Source organism: Streptomyces sp. NPDC052036, from assembly GCF_040680495.1.
Classification (GTDB): domain Bacteria; phylum Actinomycetota; class Actinomycetes; order Streptomycetales; family Streptomycetaceae; genus Streptomyces.
The window spans coordinates 46,316-62,425 of record NZ_JBFAWW010000004.1 but is presented as its reverse complement, the minus strand read 5'-3'; the positions used below and the strand labels follow the sequence as shown (position 1 = coordinate 62,425).

19 protein-coding genes are annotated in these 16,110 nt (G+C 72.3%); 1 reads left to right on the top strand and 18 read right to left on the bottom strand.

Going from position 1 to position 16,110, the window contains the following annotated elements:
• Positions 1-82: 82 nt before the first annotated feature.
• From trpA to hisI, 8 genes are all read right to left on the bottom strand, one after another.
• Positions 83-898, bottom strand: coding sequence for a tryptophan synthase subunit alpha (gene trpA / locus AB0L95_RS08565; RefSeq protein WP_365158933.1), 816 nt, complete (start codon positions 896-898; stop codon positions 83-85).
• On the bottom strand, positions 895-2,181 hold the full coding sequence (gene trpB / locus AB0L95_RS08560; protein WP_365158930.1) for a tryptophan synthase subunit beta: 1,287 nt from the start codon (positions 2,179-2,181) through the stop codon (positions 895-897). The genes trpA and trpB overlap by 4 nt, the downstream gene beginning before the upstream one ends.
• Before the next feature lie 523 nt (positions 2,182-2,704).
• Positions 2,705-3,514: an indole-3-glycerol phosphate synthase TrpC gene (trpC, locus tag AB0L95_RS08555; RefSeq protein WP_365158927.1), complete on the bottom strand. Its 810-nt coding sequence runs from the start codon at positions 3,512-3,514 to the stop codon at positions 2,705-2,707.
• A 177-nt stretch (positions 3,515-3,691) separates the two neighbouring features.
• Complete coding sequence (locus AB0L95_RS08550) at positions 3,692-4,159, bottom strand: DUF2752 domain-containing protein (RefSeq protein WP_365158924.1); 468 nt, start codon at positions 4,157-4,159, stop codon at positions 3,692-3,694.
• A 125-nt stretch (positions 4,160-4,284) separates the two neighbouring features.
• On the bottom strand, positions 4,285-4,527 hold the full coding sequence (locus tag AB0L95_RS08545; RefSeq protein WP_365158921.1) for an HGxxPAAW family protein: 243 nt from the start codon (positions 4,525-4,527) through the stop codon (positions 4,285-4,287).
• Between the two features lie 163 nt (positions 4,528-4,690).
• Complete coding sequence (locus AB0L95_RS08540; RefSeq protein ID WP_365158918.1) at positions 4,691-5,329, bottom strand: TIGR02234 family membrane protein; 639 nt, start codon at positions 5,327-5,329, stop codon at positions 4,691-4,693.
• A 163-nt stretch (positions 5,330-5,492) separates the two neighbouring features.
• Positions 5,493-6,995: an anthranilate synthase component I gene (locus AB0L95_RS08535; protein WP_365158915.1), complete on the bottom strand. Its 1,503-nt coding sequence runs from the start codon at positions 6,993-6,995 to the stop codon at positions 5,493-5,495.
• Positions 6,996-7,006: 11 nt separating this feature from the next.
• Complete coding sequence (gene hisI / locus AB0L95_RS08530) at positions 7,007-7,411, bottom strand: phosphoribosyl-AMP cyclohydrolase (protein WP_365158913.1); 405 nt, start codon at positions 7,409-7,411, stop codon at positions 7,007-7,009.
• Positions 7,412-7,493: 82 nt separating this feature from the next.
• On the opposite strand from hisI, the gene AB0L95_RS08525 reads away from it, so the two are divergent.
• Positions 7,494-8,129, top strand: a complete 636-nt coding sequence (locus tag AB0L95_RS08525) for a TIGR03085 family metal-binding protein (protein ID WP_365158910.1) — start codon at positions 7,494-7,496, stop codon at positions 8,127-8,129.
• A gap of 9 nt (positions 8,130-8,138) precedes the next feature.
• Here the strand turns inward: AB0L95_RS08525 and AB0L95_RS08520 are convergent, their stop codons facing one another.
• From AB0L95_RS08520 to hisD, 10 genes are all read right to left on the bottom strand, one after another.
• Positions 8,139-9,389: an MFS transporter gene (locus tag AB0L95_RS08520; RefSeq protein ID WP_365158907.1), complete on the bottom strand. Its 1,251-nt coding sequence runs from the start codon at positions 9,387-9,389 to the stop codon at positions 8,139-8,141.
• A 12-nt stretch (positions 9,390-9,401) separates the two neighbouring features.
• Positions 9,402-9,992, bottom strand: a complete 591-nt coding sequence (locus AB0L95_RS08515) for a helix-turn-helix domain-containing protein (RefSeq protein WP_365158904.1) — start codon at positions 9,990-9,992, stop codon at positions 9,402-9,404.
• 122 nt (positions 9,993-10,114) lie between these two features.
• Complete coding sequence (gene hisF / locus AB0L95_RS08510) at positions 10,115-10,870, bottom strand: imidazole glycerol phosphate synthase subunit HisF (protein ID WP_311690945.1); 756 nt, start codon at positions 10,868-10,870, stop codon at positions 10,115-10,117.
• A gap of 45 nt (positions 10,871-10,915) precedes the next feature.
• Positions 10,916-11,308 (bottom strand): RidA family protein, encoded by a 393-nt coding sequence (locus AB0L95_RS08505; RefSeq protein ID WP_365158901.1) that lies wholly within the window; start codon positions 11,306-11,308, stop codon positions 10,916-10,918.
• Positions 11,309-11,324: 16 nt separating this feature from the next.
• Positions 11,325-12,047 (bottom strand): bifunctional 1-(5-phosphoribosyl)-5-((5-phosphoribosylamino)methylideneamino)imidazole-4-carboxamide isomerase/phosphoribosylanthranilate isomerase PriA, encoded by a 723-nt coding sequence (gene priA / locus AB0L95_RS08500; RefSeq protein WP_365158898.1) that lies wholly within the window; start codon positions 12,045-12,047, stop codon positions 11,325-11,327.
• Between the two features lie 3 nt (positions 12,048-12,050).
• Positions 12,051-12,692, bottom strand: coding sequence for an imidazole glycerol phosphate synthase subunit HisH (hisH, locus tag AB0L95_RS08495; protein WP_365158896.1), 642 nt, complete (start codon positions 12,690-12,692; stop codon positions 12,051-12,053).
• Complete coding sequence (locus tag AB0L95_RS08490; protein WP_365158893.1) at positions 12,689-12,853, bottom strand: hypothetical protein; 165 nt, start codon at positions 12,851-12,853, stop codon at positions 12,689-12,691. The genes hisH and AB0L95_RS08490 overlap by 4 nt, the downstream gene beginning before the upstream one ends.
• Positions 12,854-12,856: 3 nt before the next feature.
• On the bottom strand, positions 12,857-13,450 hold the full coding sequence (gene hisB, locus AB0L95_RS08485; protein ID WP_355903856.1) for an imidazoleglycerol-phosphate dehydratase HisB: 594 nt from the start codon (positions 13,448-13,450) through the stop codon (positions 12,857-12,859).
• On the bottom strand, positions 13,447-14,556 hold the full coding sequence (locus AB0L95_RS08480) for a histidinol-phosphate transaminase (RefSeq protein WP_365158890.1): 1,110 nt from the start codon (positions 14,554-14,556) through the stop codon (positions 13,447-13,449). Before AB0L95_RS08480 ends, hisB begins: the two co-directional genes overlap by 4 nt.
• Complete coding sequence (gene hisD / locus AB0L95_RS08475) at positions 14,553-15,878, bottom strand: histidinol dehydrogenase (RefSeq protein WP_365158887.1); 1,326 nt, start codon at positions 15,876-15,878, stop codon at positions 14,553-14,555. Before hisD ends, AB0L95_RS08480 begins: the two co-directional genes overlap by 4 nt.
• Positions 15,879-16,110: the final 232 nt, after the last annotated feature.

Below are 16,110 nucleotides of genomic sequence, written 5' to 3'. Positions count from 1 at the left end.
ACCCGTTCGAGCGAGAAATGATCAGGGACTCCCGGAATTCATCCTCTCGGGTGAATTCCCTCGGGTGTCCCGTGGTGCCGTGTCACCCGGTGCGGCGCACGCCCTCGGCCAGTTCGCCCGCCAGTGTCCGTACGGCCTGGAGGGCCGCCGCCTCGTCCTCCGCGTCCAGCATCCGCTTCACGAACGCGGAGCCGACGATCACTCCGTCGGCGAAACCGGCCACCTCGGCGGCCTGCGCGGCGTCGGAGACGCCGAGGCCGACGCAGACGGGCAGGTCGGTGGTCGCCCGGGTGCGCCGGACCAGGTCCTGGGCCTGGGTGCCGACCGACTCACGGGTGCCGGTGACGCCCATGAGGGAGGCCGCGTAGACGAAGCCGGAGCCCGCAGCGGTGATCTCGGCGAGCCGCCCGTCCCTGCTGCTCGGCGCGACCACGAAGACCGTGGCGAGCCCGTGCTTCTCGGCATGCTCCCGCCACAGCGCCGACTCCTGCACGGGCAGGTCCGGCAGGATGCAGCCGGCGCCGCCCGCCTCGGCCAGCTCGGCGGTGAAGCGCTCCACGCCGTAGCGGTCGATGGGGTTCCAGTACGTCATCACGAGCACCGGCTTCCCGGTCGCCCCGTGCGCCTCGCGGACCGTACGCAGGACGTCGGCGATCCTGACGCCGCCGCGCAGGGCGATGTCGTCGGCGGTCTGGATGACGGGGCCGTCGAGGACCGGGTCGCTGTGCGGCAGCCCCACCTCGACGATGTCGGCGCCGCCGTCCAGAACCGCCTTGATCGCGGCGATGCCGCCGTCGACGGTGGGGAAGCCGGCCGGCAGATAGGCGATGAGCGCGGTCCGTCCCTCGGCCTTCGCGGCGGCGAGGGTGTCGGACAGCAGTCGGATGTTCCCGCTCACTTGACGTCCCCCTCGATCTCGGCGGTGTCGCTGTCGGCGTCCGCCTCGACGGACGCGTCGGTGTCGTACAGGCCGAAGTACCGGGCGGCCGTGTCCATGTCCTTGTCGCCGCGCCCGGACAGGTTGACGACGATCAGCCCGTCCGTGCCCAGCTCCCGGCCGATCTCCAGGGCGCCGGCGAGGGCGTGGGCGCTCTCGATGGCCGGGATGATGCCCTCGGTGCGGGACAGCAGGCGCAGGGCCTGCATCGCCGCGTCGTCGGTGACGGCCCGGTACTCGCCGCGGCCGCTGTCCTTGAGGTAGGCGTGCTCGGGGCCGATGCCCGGGTAGTCGAGACCCGCGGAGATCGAGTACGGCTCGGTGATCTGGCCCTCGTCGTCCTGGAGGACGTAGGACCGCGAGCCGTGCAGGATGCCGGGTTCGCCCGCGGTGAGGGTGGCGGCGTGCTCGCCGGTCTCGACACCGTGGCCGGCGGGCTCGCAGCCGATGAGGCGGACGGAGGCGTCGGGGATGAAGGCGTGGAAGAGCCCGATGGCGTTGGAGCCGCCGCCCACGCAGGCGACGGCGGCGTCGGGCAGGCGCCCGGCGCGCTCCAGGATCTGCCGCCGCGCCTCGACGCCGATCACTCGGTGGAAGTCGCGCACCATGGCGGGGAAGGGGTGGGGGCCGGCCACGGTGCCGAACAGGTAGTGGGTGCGGTCGACGTTGGCGACCCAGTCGCGGAACGCCTCGTTGATGGCGTCCTTGAGGGTGCGGGAGCCGGACTTCACGGCGATGACCTCGGCGCCGAGCATCCGCATCCGGGCGACGTTGAGGGCCTGCCGCTGGGTGTCGATCTCGCCCATGTAGATGGTGCAGTCGAGCCCGAAGAGGGCGCAGGCCGTGGCGGTGGCGACGCCGTGCTGGCCGGCTCCGGTCTCCGCGATGACCCGCGTCTTGCCCATCCTCTTGGTCAGGAGGGCCTGGCCGAGGACGTTGTTGATCTTGTGGGATCCGGTGTGGTTGAGGTCCTCGCGCTTGAGGAACATCCGGGCGCCACCGGCGTGCCGGGCGAAGCGCGGCACCTCGGTGAGGGCGCTGGGCCGGCCGGTGTAGTTCACGAGCAGGTCCTCGAGCTCGCGGGCGAACTCGGGGTCGGCCTTGGCCTTGTCGTACTCGACGGCGACCTCGTCCACGGCGGCGACGAGGGCCTCCGGGATGAACTTGCCGCCGAACGCGCCGAAGTACCCCTCGGCGTTGGGAACCTGACCCTGGGGGTCGGGAACGAAGAATTCGCTGGGCATACGGAATACCTCACAGGGGCGGAGCCCCGGGTGGGTCGGAACGGGAATCATCTGCGGTCGCGTGCGCGCGCTGATCCCGGGTGGCCGCAGCCGGAGGCCCATGGCGCCGCCGCTGCCACTGCGCCGCCGGTCCATGGCCCGCCGCAGTGCGGCGGGACGGCCGGGGCGCCGCCGTCGGCGGTGCGGGCCGGGCATCCCCTCATGGGCCGGTGGCCGGTGAGGGCACCCGGCCGACGGGGCGGATCCGGTTTCAGGTCACCACGAGTGGCGCGCACACGGGCGACGCCATCGCATCCCGTTCACTTGCCCCGGCTCGTCACCGATGACGTACCGCACCCGCCGCCCGTGCACCCGCCGCGCGGGCGCCCGGCAGCCACGCGGCCGGCACCCACGGGCGAGCCGGGCATACGGATCCCTGGTCGCCATGGTGATCGAAAGCATCATCGAGGCCAACCCTACCGGGCCGGGGCCGTCCGGATGACCCGCGCGAGGCGCGGGGCACGGGGCCGGTCCCGGCGTCATGTCAGTCCCGGCCGTGCCGCAGCGCCGGGTGCGCGCCCGCCGCCACCAGGTCGGCGACCGCGGTCTTCGGGTCGCGCCCGGTCACCAGGGACTCGCCCACGAGCACCGCGTCGGCGCCCTCGTTGGCGTATGCGATCAGATCGTGCGGTCCCCGGACGCCGGACTCGGCGATCTTCACGATCCCCTCGGGGATCTCCGGGGCGACCCGCTCGAACGTCGTGCGGTCGACCTCCAGGGTCTTCAGGTTGCGCGCGTTGACACCGATCACCTTCGCGCCGGCGTCCACCGCCCGCTCGACCTCGTCCTCGTCGTGCACCTCCACGAGCGGGGTGAGCCCGATGGACTCGGCACGCTCGATGAGAGACTCCAGGGCGGGCTGGTCGAGGGCGGCGACGATCAGCAGCGCAAGGTCGGCGCCGTAGGCCCTGGCCTCCCAGAGCTGGTACGAGGTGACGATGAAGTCCTTGCGCAGCACCGGGATGTCGACCCGGGCGCGGACGGCCTCCAGGTCGGCCAGCGAGCCGCCGAAGCGGCGCTGTTCGGTCAGCACGGAGATGACGGCCGCGCCGCCCGCCTCGTAGTCCGCCGCGAGGGCAGCCGGGTCCGCGATCGCGGCGAGCGCGCCCTTGGAGGGGCTGGACCGCTTCACCTCGCAGATCACCTTGACGCCGTCGCCCCGCAGAGCCGCGACGCCGTCCTTGGCGGGGCGTGCCTTCGCCGCGCGCTCCTTGAGCTCGTCGAGGCTGACGCGCGCCTGCCGCTCCGCGAGGTCGGCACGGACTCCGTCGATGATCTCGTCGAGCACACTCACGCGAGCGGCCCCCTTCCTGACGGTTGAGGATTGAAGAAGCTGATATCGCCTCGGGGCTCGGTCCACCGGGACCGCCCCGCGGGCGGAACCACTGGTCACTGCGATGGTATCCGGAGGATGGGGCAGATCTCGCATCAGGTTGACGGCCGTCCCTCTACCTGGGCATTCACCCATCGGTCAAGGGTGCAGCCAGCCACCGAAGGGCAGATTGCGGACAACGGTGAAGACCAGCAGCAGGGCGCCCAGGCCCCACAGCGGGACCGGGCCGGGGTCGAAGCGCAGCCGCCGACGCCGCGGTCCTCGTACCGCGTGCACGGCCCACAGGGTCCAGACCACGGCGAAGCCCAGATAGCCGGCGACGGCGAGCGCGTTGTCCTGGAGCGCCGTCAGGAAGTCCCCGTGCACAAAGGCGTGCGCGCTGCGCAGTCCTCCGCAGCCGGGGCAGTACAGGCCCGTGTAGCGCAGCAGCGGGCAGACCGGGTAGTGGCCGGGTTCGTTGGGGTCCACGGCCCCGACGTACACGAAGGCGCCGACGACGCCCGCGAGCACCCCGGCCGGCGTGGCGGTCCGCCGGAGCACGGCGGCGGCTCCGGTTCGCGCGCGGGGCGGCACCACGCTGGGGTTCTCGGCGTTCACGGGAGGCATTCTGCCTGCCCCGCCGCCCCCGTGCCGCAGGAACCACATGAGGCGGCCGCCGGACCGGTCGGGGCCGCCTCACCGAGGAGAGCGTACGAGCCGTGGCAGATGCGCGCCCTGCCGGCCCTACGGGTTCAGCTGGTCGAGCTCGCGCTCGCGGGCTCGTGCGCCGAGTGCGCCGGGGTCTTCGGCTGGCCGAAGCCCATCTGGCGCATGAGGCCGCCCACGACGCCGCCGAGGACGACGATCACCAGGCCCGCCCAGAAACCGATCGGCTGGGCCATCACGGTGAAGGCGCCCGAGACACAGAAACCGACGAAGGCGACGATGACACCGGCCCAGGCGGCCGGGGTGTGACCGTGATTGTTGCCCGCCATGACTTGCTCCTTGCTGGCTGTACGTGAGTTGGGTGAGCCGCGCGCTCGGGCCTCATTGTCCCGCACCCGCGCGGATGAGGTGAGCTCGGGGTCGCTCCCGGGAGAGCCGGACCCGCCTGCGACACGCCCCTGCGGCACGCTCGCCGCGGGGCGGTGGCGCGGGTCAGGCGCCCGTGGGGTCCTCACCCCGGTCGAGGGCCTTCCAGAGATCCTCGGGACGGTCGGGGTCCAGGGGCTTCGCCTGGCGGGGCCGGGGCGTGCCGTCGCGCTCGTAGCGGCCGGACATGGCGGGCCACAAGCGGCCGTAGCGCAGGGCGAGCAGTCCGGCCAGGAGCAGGAGCGCGCCGCCGGCCGCGGCCACGTACGGCCATGCCGTATGGGAGAGCGCGAAGGCGGTCGCGGAGGTGTCGCCGGCCGCCTGGGCCGCCTTCTCGTCCAGCGCGGAGCTGTCCGTGGCGCCGAGGAGCGCCGCCGCGACGACGCCGGCGCCGGAGAGCGCGAGCAGTCCGGCGACGAGGAAACGTCCGGCTCTGCGGACGGCGAAGACGGCGACGAGCGCGGCGAGGCCCACTATGGCGAGCGCGGCGGGCACGCCCGTGACGTCGCTGCCCTTGGCGGTCAGCGGGAAGTCTCCGCCGGCCACCGTCACGGTCCCCGCCGACCAGCCCTGTCTGGAGGCGAGCAGCGCCACCGCCGCGCCGAGGGCCCCGGACAGCAGGGCGAGGGCGAGGCTGCGGCGGCCGGACCGGACGGGTGCGGCGGCCTCGGTTCGGGGGTGAGGTACGGCAGTCACGTACTCCACTATCGCCTGAACCTCGGGCGAACCGTCACCCGGGCCCCTTTATCGGATGATCGACACGCCCGGAACCGGCGGGCGGCTCCGCCGCCCAGCCCGCCGGGAACAGGCTCGGAGACCCGCCCGGAACGGGTTCCCGGCCCCGCCTCCCGGGTTCGCCCGGCCCCGCTCATCGCCCCAGCCGATTGGCGGTATGGACCGCCCGCAGTACCGCCGCCGCCTTGTTGCGGCACTCGTCGTCCTCGGCGACCGGGTCGGAGTCGGCCACGATGCCCGCGCCCGCCTGGACGTACGCCGTGCCGTCCCGCAGCAGTGCCGTGCGGATGGCGATGGCCGTGTCGGAGTCGCCCGCGAAGTCCAGGTAGCCGACGCAGCCGCCGTACAACCCCCGCCGCGACGGCTCCAGTTCGTCGATGATCTGCATCGCGCGGGGCTTGGGCGCGCCGGACAGCGTGCCCGCCGGGAAACAGGCGGTCAGGACGTCGAAGGCCGTGCGCCCCTGCGCGACCCGGCCCGTCACGGTCGAGACGATGTGCATCACGTGCGAGTACCGCTCGACGGACATGAAGTCGACGACCTCGACCGAGCCGGGCTCGCAGACCCGCCCCAGGTCGTTGCGGCCCAGGTCGACGAGCATCAGGTGCTCGGCCCGCTCCTTGGGGTCGGCCAGCAGTTCCTCGGCGAGGGCCTGGTCCTCCTGCGGGGTCGCGCCCCGGTGCCGGGTGCCCGCGATGGGGTGCACCATGGCCCGGCCGTCCTCCACCTTCACCAGCGCTTCCGGGCTGGACCCGACGACGTCGAAGGCATCTCCGTCCCCGTAGGGGAACCGGAACAGGTACATGTACGGGGACGGGTTGGTGGCCCGCAGCACCCGGTAGACGTCCAACGCGCTTGCCGTGCACGCGGTTTCGAAGCGCTGCGACGGCACGACCTGGAAGGCCTCACCCGCGCGGATGCGCTCCTTGATGTCCTCGACGGCCGCCCGGAAGTCCGCGCCGCCCCATCGGGCGGTGTACTCGGGCAGTTCGGAGGGCGGGAGGGCGGCGGCCGGCTGCGGGACCGCGCGGGAGAGGTCGGCCTCCATCGCGTCGAGGCGGGCCACGGCGTCCGCGTAGGCCTCGTCGACGCCGGTGTCGAGGTCGTTGTGGTTGATCGCGTTGGCGATCAGCAGAACGGAGCCCTCCCAGTGGTCCATCACCGCGAGGTCGCTGCTGAGGAGCATGGTCAGCTCGGGCAGCCGCAGCTCGTCCCGCTCGCCCGGGCCGATCTTCTCCAGCCGGCGCACGATGTCGTAGCCCAGATAGCCGACCATGCCTCCGGTGAACGGCGGCAGACCCTCCTGGTGAGGCGTGTGCAGGGCCTCGATGGTGGCCCGGAGGGCGGCCAGCGGGTCGCCGTCGACCGGGACGCCGACCGGCGGGGTGCCGAGCCAGTGGACCTCGCCGTCCCGCTCGGTCAGGGTGGCGGCACTGCGGACGCCGACGAAGGAGTAGCGAGACCACTTGTACGCGGCGCGGCCGTTCTCCGCCGACTCCAGCAGGAAGGTGCCGGGGCGCTCCCCGGCGAGTTTGCGGTACAGCGCGACGGGGGTGTCGCCGTCGGCGAGGAGCTTGCGGGTGACCGGGATGACGCGGCGGTCGGTGGCCAGCTTGCGGAACGTCTCGAGGTCCATGGCGGCCGACCCTACTGATCCAGGGCCGACGCGGCGCCGGTCACGGCGTCCCCGAGCAGCACATCGGCGTCGAAGCACGTACGGTCCCCGGTGTGGCAGGCGGCGCCCACCTGGTCGACCTTGACGAGCAGGGTGTCCGCGTCGCAGTCCAGGGCGACCGACCTGACGTGCTGGACATGGCCCGAGGTGTCGCCCTTGACCCAGTACTCCTGGCGGCTGCGCGACCAGTAGGTGCAGCGGCCGGTGGTCAGCGTGCGGTGCAGCGCCTCGTCGTCCATCCAGCCGAGCATCAGCACCTCGCCGGTGTCGTACTGCTGGGCGATCGCGGGGAGCAGCCCGTCGGCGCTGCGCTTGAGGCGCGCGGCGATCTTCGGGTCCAGGCCGCTGGGCCTGGCGGGGTCAGACGTACTGGTCATGACGACCATTGTGCCGCGCCCCACCGTCATCACCGGTCACCGTCCGCTGGGCGGACCGTGCTCCCGGCCGTACGCTGACTGCATGTCGACCCATGCGAAGCGTGAACGCCTTCTTCTCGCCGATCTGTTGGAGGCCACGGGTCCGGACGCGCCCACGCTGTGCGAGGGCTGGAACACCCGGGACCTGGCCGCGCACGTCGTGGTCCGCGAACGCCGCCCCGACGCGGCCGGCGGCGTGCTGGTCAAGCAGCTCGCGCCGCGGCTGGAGAGGGTGATGGAGGAGTACACCGCGAAGCCCTACGAGGAGCTGATCCAGCTGATCCGCACCGGGCCGCCGCGTTTCTCGCCCTTCCAGCTCAAGCAGCTCGACGAGGCGGCGAACACGGTCGAGTTCTACGTCCATACGGAGGACGTCCGCCGCGCCCAGCCCGACTGGACCCCGCGCGAGCTCGACCCCGTCTTCCAGGACGCCCTGTGGGCGCGCCTGGAGCGCACGGCGCGGCTGACCGGCCGCAAGGCGCCGACGGGGCTGGTGCTGCGCCGTCCGGACGGGCAGACGGCGGTCGCGCACCGGGGCACGCCGGTCGTGACGGTGACCGGCCGGCCCTCGGAACTGCTGATGTTCGCGCTCGGGCGGCAACAGGTGGCGGACGTGGAGCTGACGGGCGACAAGGAGGCGGTCGCGAAGGTGCAGGACGCCAAGGAGCTCGGCATCTGAGGGGGGCGCTCAGCGGGGGAGCTCGGCGCGGCGCAGATCGCGGGCGCCGAGGGCGACGACCCCGCTGAGCCCGCAGACCGCCGCGCTCACGACGAACACCGGGCCGGTGCCCCAGAGGCCGATCGCGGCGGCGGACAGCGGCATGCTGAGCGGGGCGAAGCCGAGGCTGACCAGGCTGGAGACGGCGGTGACACGCCCCAGGTAGGCGGGGTCGGACTGGGTCTGCAGCAGCGCGCCGCACATCACGCCGCTCAGGCCGGTGAGCAGACCGATGAGGACGGCCACTCCGGCGGCGGCGGCGACCGTCGGGACGTAGGCGAGGGCCCCGATCGCGACGGAGCCCGCGATGATCGCGAACGCGATCATCCGCCCGGCGTGCGGCAGCCGTCCGCGCATCGTGAGCAGCAGCGAGACGGCCCCCGCCCCGGTCCCGAAGCCGGCCAGCACCCAGCCCATCCCCGCGGCTCCCCAGCCGCGCTCGTCGGCCAGCAGGGTCAGGCCCAGGTTGAGCGGGCCGACGAAGCCGAGGTCGCCCAGGGCTATGGTCAGCACCAGCGGGGCGAGGACGCGGTGGCGGCGGATGTAGCGCAGGCCCGCCACCAGGTCGCTCCAGGCGGTCGTGGCGGGTGTGCCGGGGGCGTCGTCCGGGGGCAGCTCCCGTATCCGTACGAGGACGAGCAGCGGTACCGACACGGCGATCAGCAGCCCGGCGAGCCCGAACGCCGCCGCCGCGCCGCCGAGCGCCACACCGAGGCCGCCGAGCGGCGCGCCCACGACGCTCGCGAACCGGATCGCGAGGGCCCGCATGCCCTGCACCCGTGCGAGCTGGTCCCGGCTCGTCACCCGGGCCGGCAGGGCACCCACCGCGGGCATGAACACGGCGTCCACGGTGCCGAAGACCAGGGAGACCAGGAACAACGGCCACAGCCCCGGCCGGGTCGCGCACAGCAGTCCCGCCACTCCCAGGACGGCGACGCAGCGCACGGCGTCGCTGCCGATGACGACCTTCCGCGGCCCGAACCGGTCGGCCACCACTCCCCCGCCCAGCATCAGCAGGGCCCTGGGCAGGGCGCTGGCCGCCGTCACCATTCCGGCCTGCGCGGGCGACCCGGCCTGCACCGCGGCCCAGGAGAGCGCGAGGTAGTAGACGTTGTCGCCGACCATCGACGAGGTGTAGGCGGCGAGCCAGCGCAGGACGTTGCCGTCGCGGTGGGCGGGGCGTTCGGCGACGGGAGCCGGACGCAGGGCGGTGGAGGTCACGCGGAGGTCCTCTCAGACGCGGAAGGGGAAGGCGTACGTGTGCACGGCGACGTTCTCGCGGCCCTGGGTGTCGCCCGCCGCTTCGGCGGCCCGGCCGCGCTCCTCGTACCTGCGGACCAGGGCGAGCATGTCCACGGCCAGCTCGGCCAGTTCGCCGGCGGTGAGCCGCAGCACCGACTCGGCGGATTCGGCGGCGGAGGTCCACTCGGGGCTCCAGTGCGCCCGCTCGTCCAGATAGCGCCGGTACATCTCGTTCCGCTGCTCGAGGAAGAGACGGCTGGCCGCCGTGTGCGCCGCCGCCTTCTCCGGGGCGTCCCGGAAGTCCTCGTCGCGGATGCGCACGCCGTCGGACGCCGGCTGCCACCAGCGCTCCCGGCTGTCCGTACTGCGGGGCTCGGCCTCCTCGATCAGCCCGTACTCGGCGAGTTTGCGCAGGTGGTAGCTGACCAGTGAGACGGCCTCGTCGACCTGCTCGGCCAGCTGCGAGGCGGTTGCGGCCCGCGCGATGGTCAGCCCCCGGTACACCTTGATCCGCAGCGGGTGGGCCAGCGCCTTGAGCGTGCCCAGATCACTGATGCGGCGGTCCCGCTCTCTGTCGGTCATGCCCTCACCGTAGATACGAAAGAAAAATTGCACAACAGATTTTGCGCAACTTCTCTTTCGTATCTGCCCGAAAAGAAACCCCGGCCTCCGCGAGGCGACCGGGGCTCAGGCCGAAGACGGTGTCACCGGACCGGGTGTCCGGCCTCCCGCAGCGTCGCCTTCACCTCGCCGATGCGCAGGTCCCCGAAGTGGAACACGGAGGCCGCGAGCACCGCGTCCGCGCCCGCCGCGACGGCCGGCGGGAAGTGGGCCGCCCGGCCTGCGCCGCCCGACGCGATCACGGGCACCGTCACATGCTTGCGCACGGCCGCGATCATCTCCAGGTCGTAGCCGTCCTTGGTGCCGTCCGCGTCCATCGAGTTGAGCAGGATCTCGCCCGCGCCCAGCTCGGCGGCCCGGTGCGCCCACTCGATCGCGTCGATGCCGGTGCCCTGGCGGCCGCCGTGGGTGGTCACCTCGAACGCGCCGGTCTCGGTGCGGCGCGCGTCGACCGACAGCACCAGCACCTGCCGTCCGAACCGCTCGGCGATCTCCCGGATCAGGTCCGGGCGGGCGATCGCGGCCGTGTTCACGCCCACCTTGTCGGCGCCCGCCCGCAGCAGCTTGTCCACGTCCTCAGCCGTGCGGACCCCGCCGCCGACCGTCAGCGGGATGAAGACCTGCTCGGCGGTGCGGCGCACCACGTCGTACGTCGTCTCACGGTTGCCGGAGGACGCGGTGATGTCCAGGAACGTCAACTCGTCGGCGCCCTCGGCGTCGTACACCTTGGCCATCTCGACGGGGTCGCCCGCGTCGCGCAGGTTCTGGAAGTTGACACCCTTGACGACCCGGCCGTTGTCCACGTCCAGGCAGGGGATGACTCGGACCGCCAGGGTCATGAATCCACGGCTCCTCTTGCTGCTTCCAGCCTCGGAAGGCTGCCTCTAGCCTCGGAAGGCTTCCAGTTCCACTTCGACCAGGATGCGCGGGTCGACGAACCCCTCCACGACCAGCAGGGTCGCGGCCGGGCGGACGGAGTCGAAGATCTCCTTGTGGGCCCGGCCCACCTCGTCGACGTCCCGCAGATGGGTCAGATACATCCGGGTCCGGAGCACCGACTCGGGACCGAGCCCGAACTCCGCGATCGCTTCCAGCGCGCCGGCGAACGCCACCTTCGCCTGCTCGTACGGGTCGCCCTCCCCGTACAGCACCGTTCCCCGGAAGGAGGTGGTGCCGGCCACCAGCACACGGTCGCCCACCGCGACGGCGCGTGCGAAGCCGAAACTCTCTTCCCAGGGACTTCCGCTCTGCACCCGCCGCACGGATTCCGACGTCATGACAACCTGTCCTTTTTCACGACGTAGCCTCCAAGGCCTCTTCGAGCGTGAACGCCTTCGCGTACAGGGCCTTCCCGACGATCGCCCCTTCGACACCGAGGGGGACGAGGTCGGCGATCGCCCGCAGGTCGTCCAGCGACGAGACACCGCCGGAGGCCACGACCGGGCGGTCGGTGGCGGCGCAGACGTTCTTCAGCAGCTGGAGGTTGGGGCCCTGGAGGGTGCCGTCCTTGGCGATGTCGGTGACGACGTAGCGCGCGCAGCCCTCCTTGTTCAGCCGCTCCAGCGTCTCGTAGAGGTCGCCGCCGTCACGGGTCCAGCCGCGGCCGCGCAGGGTCGTGCCGCGTACGTCCAGACCGACCGCGATCTTGTCGCCGTGGTCCGCGATCACCCGGGCGACCCACTCCGGGGCCTCCAGGGCGGCCGTGCCGAGGTTCACCCGAGTGCAGCCGGTGGCCAGGGCGGCGGCCAGCGTGTCGTCGTCGCGGATACCGCCGGACAGCTCCACCTTGATGTCCATGGCCTGGGCGACCTCGGCGATCAGCGCGCGGTTGTCGCCGGTGCCGAACGCGGCGTCCAGGTCGACCAGATGCAGCCACTCGGCGCCCGCCCGCTGCCAGGCGAGGGCAGCCTCCAGCGGGGAGCCGTAGGAGGTCTCCGTGCCGGACTCGCCGTGGACGAGACGCACGGCCTGGCCGTCGCGGACGTCGACGGCGGGGAGGAGTTCGAGCTTGGGCATGGTCTACAGGGTTCCGATCCAGTTGATGAGCAGCTGCGCTCCGGCGTCGCCGGACTTCTCGGGGTGGAACTGGGTGGCCCACAGGGCCCCGTTCTCCACGGCCGCCACGAACGGCTTGCCGTGCGTCGACCAGCTCACCTTGGGGGCGAGCAGTGTCGGGTTGTGCGTCTCCAGCTGCCAGTCGTGGACGGCGTAGGAGTGCACGAAGTAGTACCGCGTGTCCGCGTCCAGCCCGGCGAACAGCTCGGAGTCGGCGGGTGCGTCGACCGTGTTCCAGCCCATGTGGGGCACGACGTCGGCCTGGAGCGGCCCGACCGTGCCGGACCACTCGTCGAGGCCCTCGGCCTCCACACCGTGCTCGATGCCGCGGGTGAACAGGACCTGCATGCCGACGCAGATGCCCATCACGGGGCGTCCGCCGGACAGCCGGCGGCCGATGATCCAGTCGCCGCGCGCCCCGCGCAGACCCTGCATACAGGCGGCGAAGGCGCCGACGCCCGGCACCAGCAGGCCGTCGGCGTTCATGGCCCGGTCGTAGTCGCGGGTGATCTCGACGTCCGCGCCCACGCGCGCGAGGGCGCGCTCGGCGGAACGGACGTTGCCGAAGCCGTAGTCGAAGACGACTACCTTCTTCGGGTCGCTCAACTCCACACCCCCAGTCGCATGACGCCGGCCACCAGGCACATGCCGGCGCCGATCGAGAGCAGCACGATGAGGCTCCTCGGCATCTGCTGCTTGGCGAAGGAGATGATCCCGCCGACGAGGAAGAGCCCGACGACGATGAGGACGGTCGAGGTGCTGTTCATGGCTTACAGCGCACCCTTCGTGGACGGGAGGATGCCGGCCGCGCGCGGGTCGCGCTCGCTGGCGTAACGCAGAGCCCGGGCCAGTGCCTTGAACTGGCACTCCACGATGTGGTGGGCGTTGCGCCCGTAGGGCACGTGCACATGCAGCGCGATCTGGGCCTGGGCGACGAAGGACTCCAGGATGTGCCGGGTCATCGTGGTGTCGTACTCGCCGATCATGGGCGCCATGTTCTCGGGCTCGGTGTGCACGAGGTACGGGCGCCCGGACAGGTCGACGGTGACCTGGGCGAGGGACTCGTCCAGCGGGACCGTGCAGTTGCCGAAGCGGTAGATCCCGACCTTGTCGCCGAGCGCCTGCTTGAAGGCGGCGCCGAGGGCGAGGGCGGTGTCCTCGATGGTGTGGTGCGAGTCGATGTGCAGATCGCCCTCGGTCTTCACGGTCAGGTCGAACAGACCGTGCCGGCCGAGCTGGTCGAGCATGTGGTCGTAGAAGCCGACCCCGGTCGAGATGTCGGTCCGGCCGGTGCCGTCGAGATCGATCTCGACGACCACCGAGGTCTCCTTGGTGGTGCGCTCCACGCGCCCAACGCGGTTCATGCGCTCTGCTCCTTCTTCAGTTCACGTACCGCGTCGAGGAACGCGTCGTTCTCTTCGGGGGTTCCGGCGGTGACCCGCAGCCATCCCGGCACGCCGTTGTCGCGGACCAGGACGCCCCGTTCGAGGATCTCCCGCCAGGCGGCGTGGGCGTCCTCGAACCGCCCGAACTGCACGAAGTTCGCGTCGGACGCGGTGACCTCGAAGCCGATCGCGCGCAGCTCGGCAACCAGCCGGTCCCGCTCCGACTTCAGCTGCTCGACGTACTTCAGCAGCGTGTCCGTGTGCTCCAGAGCGGCCAGGGCGGTCGCCTGGGTGATCGCGGAGAGGTGGTACGGCAGCCGGACGAGCTGGACGGCGTCCACGACCGCCGGGTGCGCGGCGAGATAACCGAGGCGGAGGCCGGCGGCCCCGAACGCCTTCGACATCGTCCGTGAGACGACGAGATTCGGCCGACCTTCGAGGAGGGGCAGCAGCGAGTCGCCGTGGCTGAACTCGATGTACGCCTCGTCCACGACGACCATGGACGGCCGCGCGGCCTGCGCCGCCTCGTACAGGGCGAGGACGGTCCGCGCCGGGACCGCGTTGCCCGTGGGGTTGTTCGGGGTCGTGATGAAGACGACGTCGGGCCGGTGCTCGGCGATCACCTTCCCGGCGGCACCGGCGTCGATCGTGAAGTCCTCGTTGCGCGGTCCCGAGATCCAGCCGGTGCCCGTGCCGCGCGAGATGAGCGCATGCATCGAGTACGACGGCTCGAAGCCCATCGCCGTGCGGCCGGGCCCGCCGAAGGTCTGCAGCAGCTGCTGGATGACCTCGTTGGAGCCGTTGGCCGCCCACACGTTCTCGACGCCGACCCGGTGGCCGCCGCTCTTCGTCAGATACTCGGCGAGCCTGGTGCGCAGCTCGACCGCGTCACGGTCCGGGTAGCGGTTCAGGCCGCGGGCGGCCTCGCGCACCCGCTCGGCGATCCGTTCGACCAGCGGCTCGGGCAGCGGATAGGGGTTCTCATTGGTGTTCAGGCGTACGGGGACGTCCAGTTGGGGCGCGCCGTAGGGGGACTTGCCGCGCAGCTCGTCCCGTACGGGAAGATCGTCGATTTCGAAGCTCACTTGCTCGTCGGTACCTTCCAGCCGAACCTGGCCTTGATCGCCGCACCGTGCGCGGGCAGGTCCTCCGCCTCCGCCAGCGTCACCACGTGGTGCGCGACCTCGGCCAGCGCGTCCTCGGTGTAGTCGACGACATGGATGCCGCGCAGGAAGGACTGGACGGACAGGCCCGAGGAGTGGCAGGCGCAGCCGCCGGTCGGGAGCACATGGTTGGAGCCGGCCGCGTAGTCGCCCAGGGACACCGGGGCCCAGGGGCCGACGAAGATAGCGCCCGCGTTGCGCACGCGGTCGGCGACCGCGGCGGCGTTCGCCGTCTGGATCTCCAGGTGCTCGGCGCCGTACGCGTCGACCACCCGCAGGCCCTCCTCGACGCCGTCGACCAGCACGATCGCGGACTGCTTGCCCGCGAGCGCCGGGCGGATCCGGTCCTCCACGTGCCGGGAGGCCTCCACCTGCGGCTTGAGTTCCTGCTCCACCGCGTCGGCCAGCTCCGCCGAGTCGGTGACCAGTACGGCTGCGGCCAGCGGGTCGTGCTCGGCCTGGCTGATCAGGTCGGAGGCCACATGCACCGGGTCGGCGGTCCCGTCCGCGAGGATCGCGATCTCGGTGGGGCCGGCCTCGGTGTCGATGCCGATCTTGCCCGTGAAGTAGCGCTTGGCGGCGGCGACCCAGATGTTGCCGGGGCCGGTGACCATGGTGGCGGGCGGGCAGGACTCGGTGCCGTACGCGAACATCGCGACGGCGGTCGCGCCGCCCGCCGCGTATACCTCGTCGACGCCCAGCAGGGCGCACGCGGCGAGGATCGTCGGGTGCGGCAGCCCGTCGAACTCGGCCTGCGCGGGGGACGCGAGCGCGATCGACTCGACGCCGGCCTCCTGGGCGGGCACCACGTTCATGATCACGGACGAGGGGTAGACGGAGCGTCCGCCGGGCGCGTACAGCCCGACGCGCTCGACCGGCACCCATTTCTCGGTCACCGAGCCGCCGGGCACCACCTGGGTGGTGTGCGTGGTGCGGCGCTGTGCGCGGTGGACGAGCCGGGCGCGGCGGATGGACTCCTCCAGGGCCGCGCGCACGGCCGGGTCGAGCTGCTCCAGGGCGTCCTTGAGGGCCTCGGCCGGCACCCGCACCGACGCCAGCCGCACCCCGTCGAACTTCTCGGCGAAGTCGATCAGCGCCGCGTCGCCACGATGATGCACGGCTTCGCAGATCGGACGCACCTTCTCCAGGGCGGCCTGAACGTCGAAGTCGGCTCGGGGCAGCAGGTCACGCAGGGCGGGACCCTCGGGGAGGGCATCGCCGCGCAGATCGATTCGGGAGATCACAGGGCCAATTCTCTCAGACGGCGCCGAGACGGCGGACGGCCGTATCAGTGGCTGATACGGAGCGTGGGCGGGCGAACGGGATCCGTGGCGAGGGTCGGGAGCGGGACCGGTTCCGCGCGGCGGAGGGGTGAGGGACCGCGGCCGGCCTGGGCCGGACGACGGCGGCCGGACCGGAGGCGGGGACCGGGCGCACCCGGGGGCCGGGCGGCGCGGGCCGCGGCCGAGCCCGTGG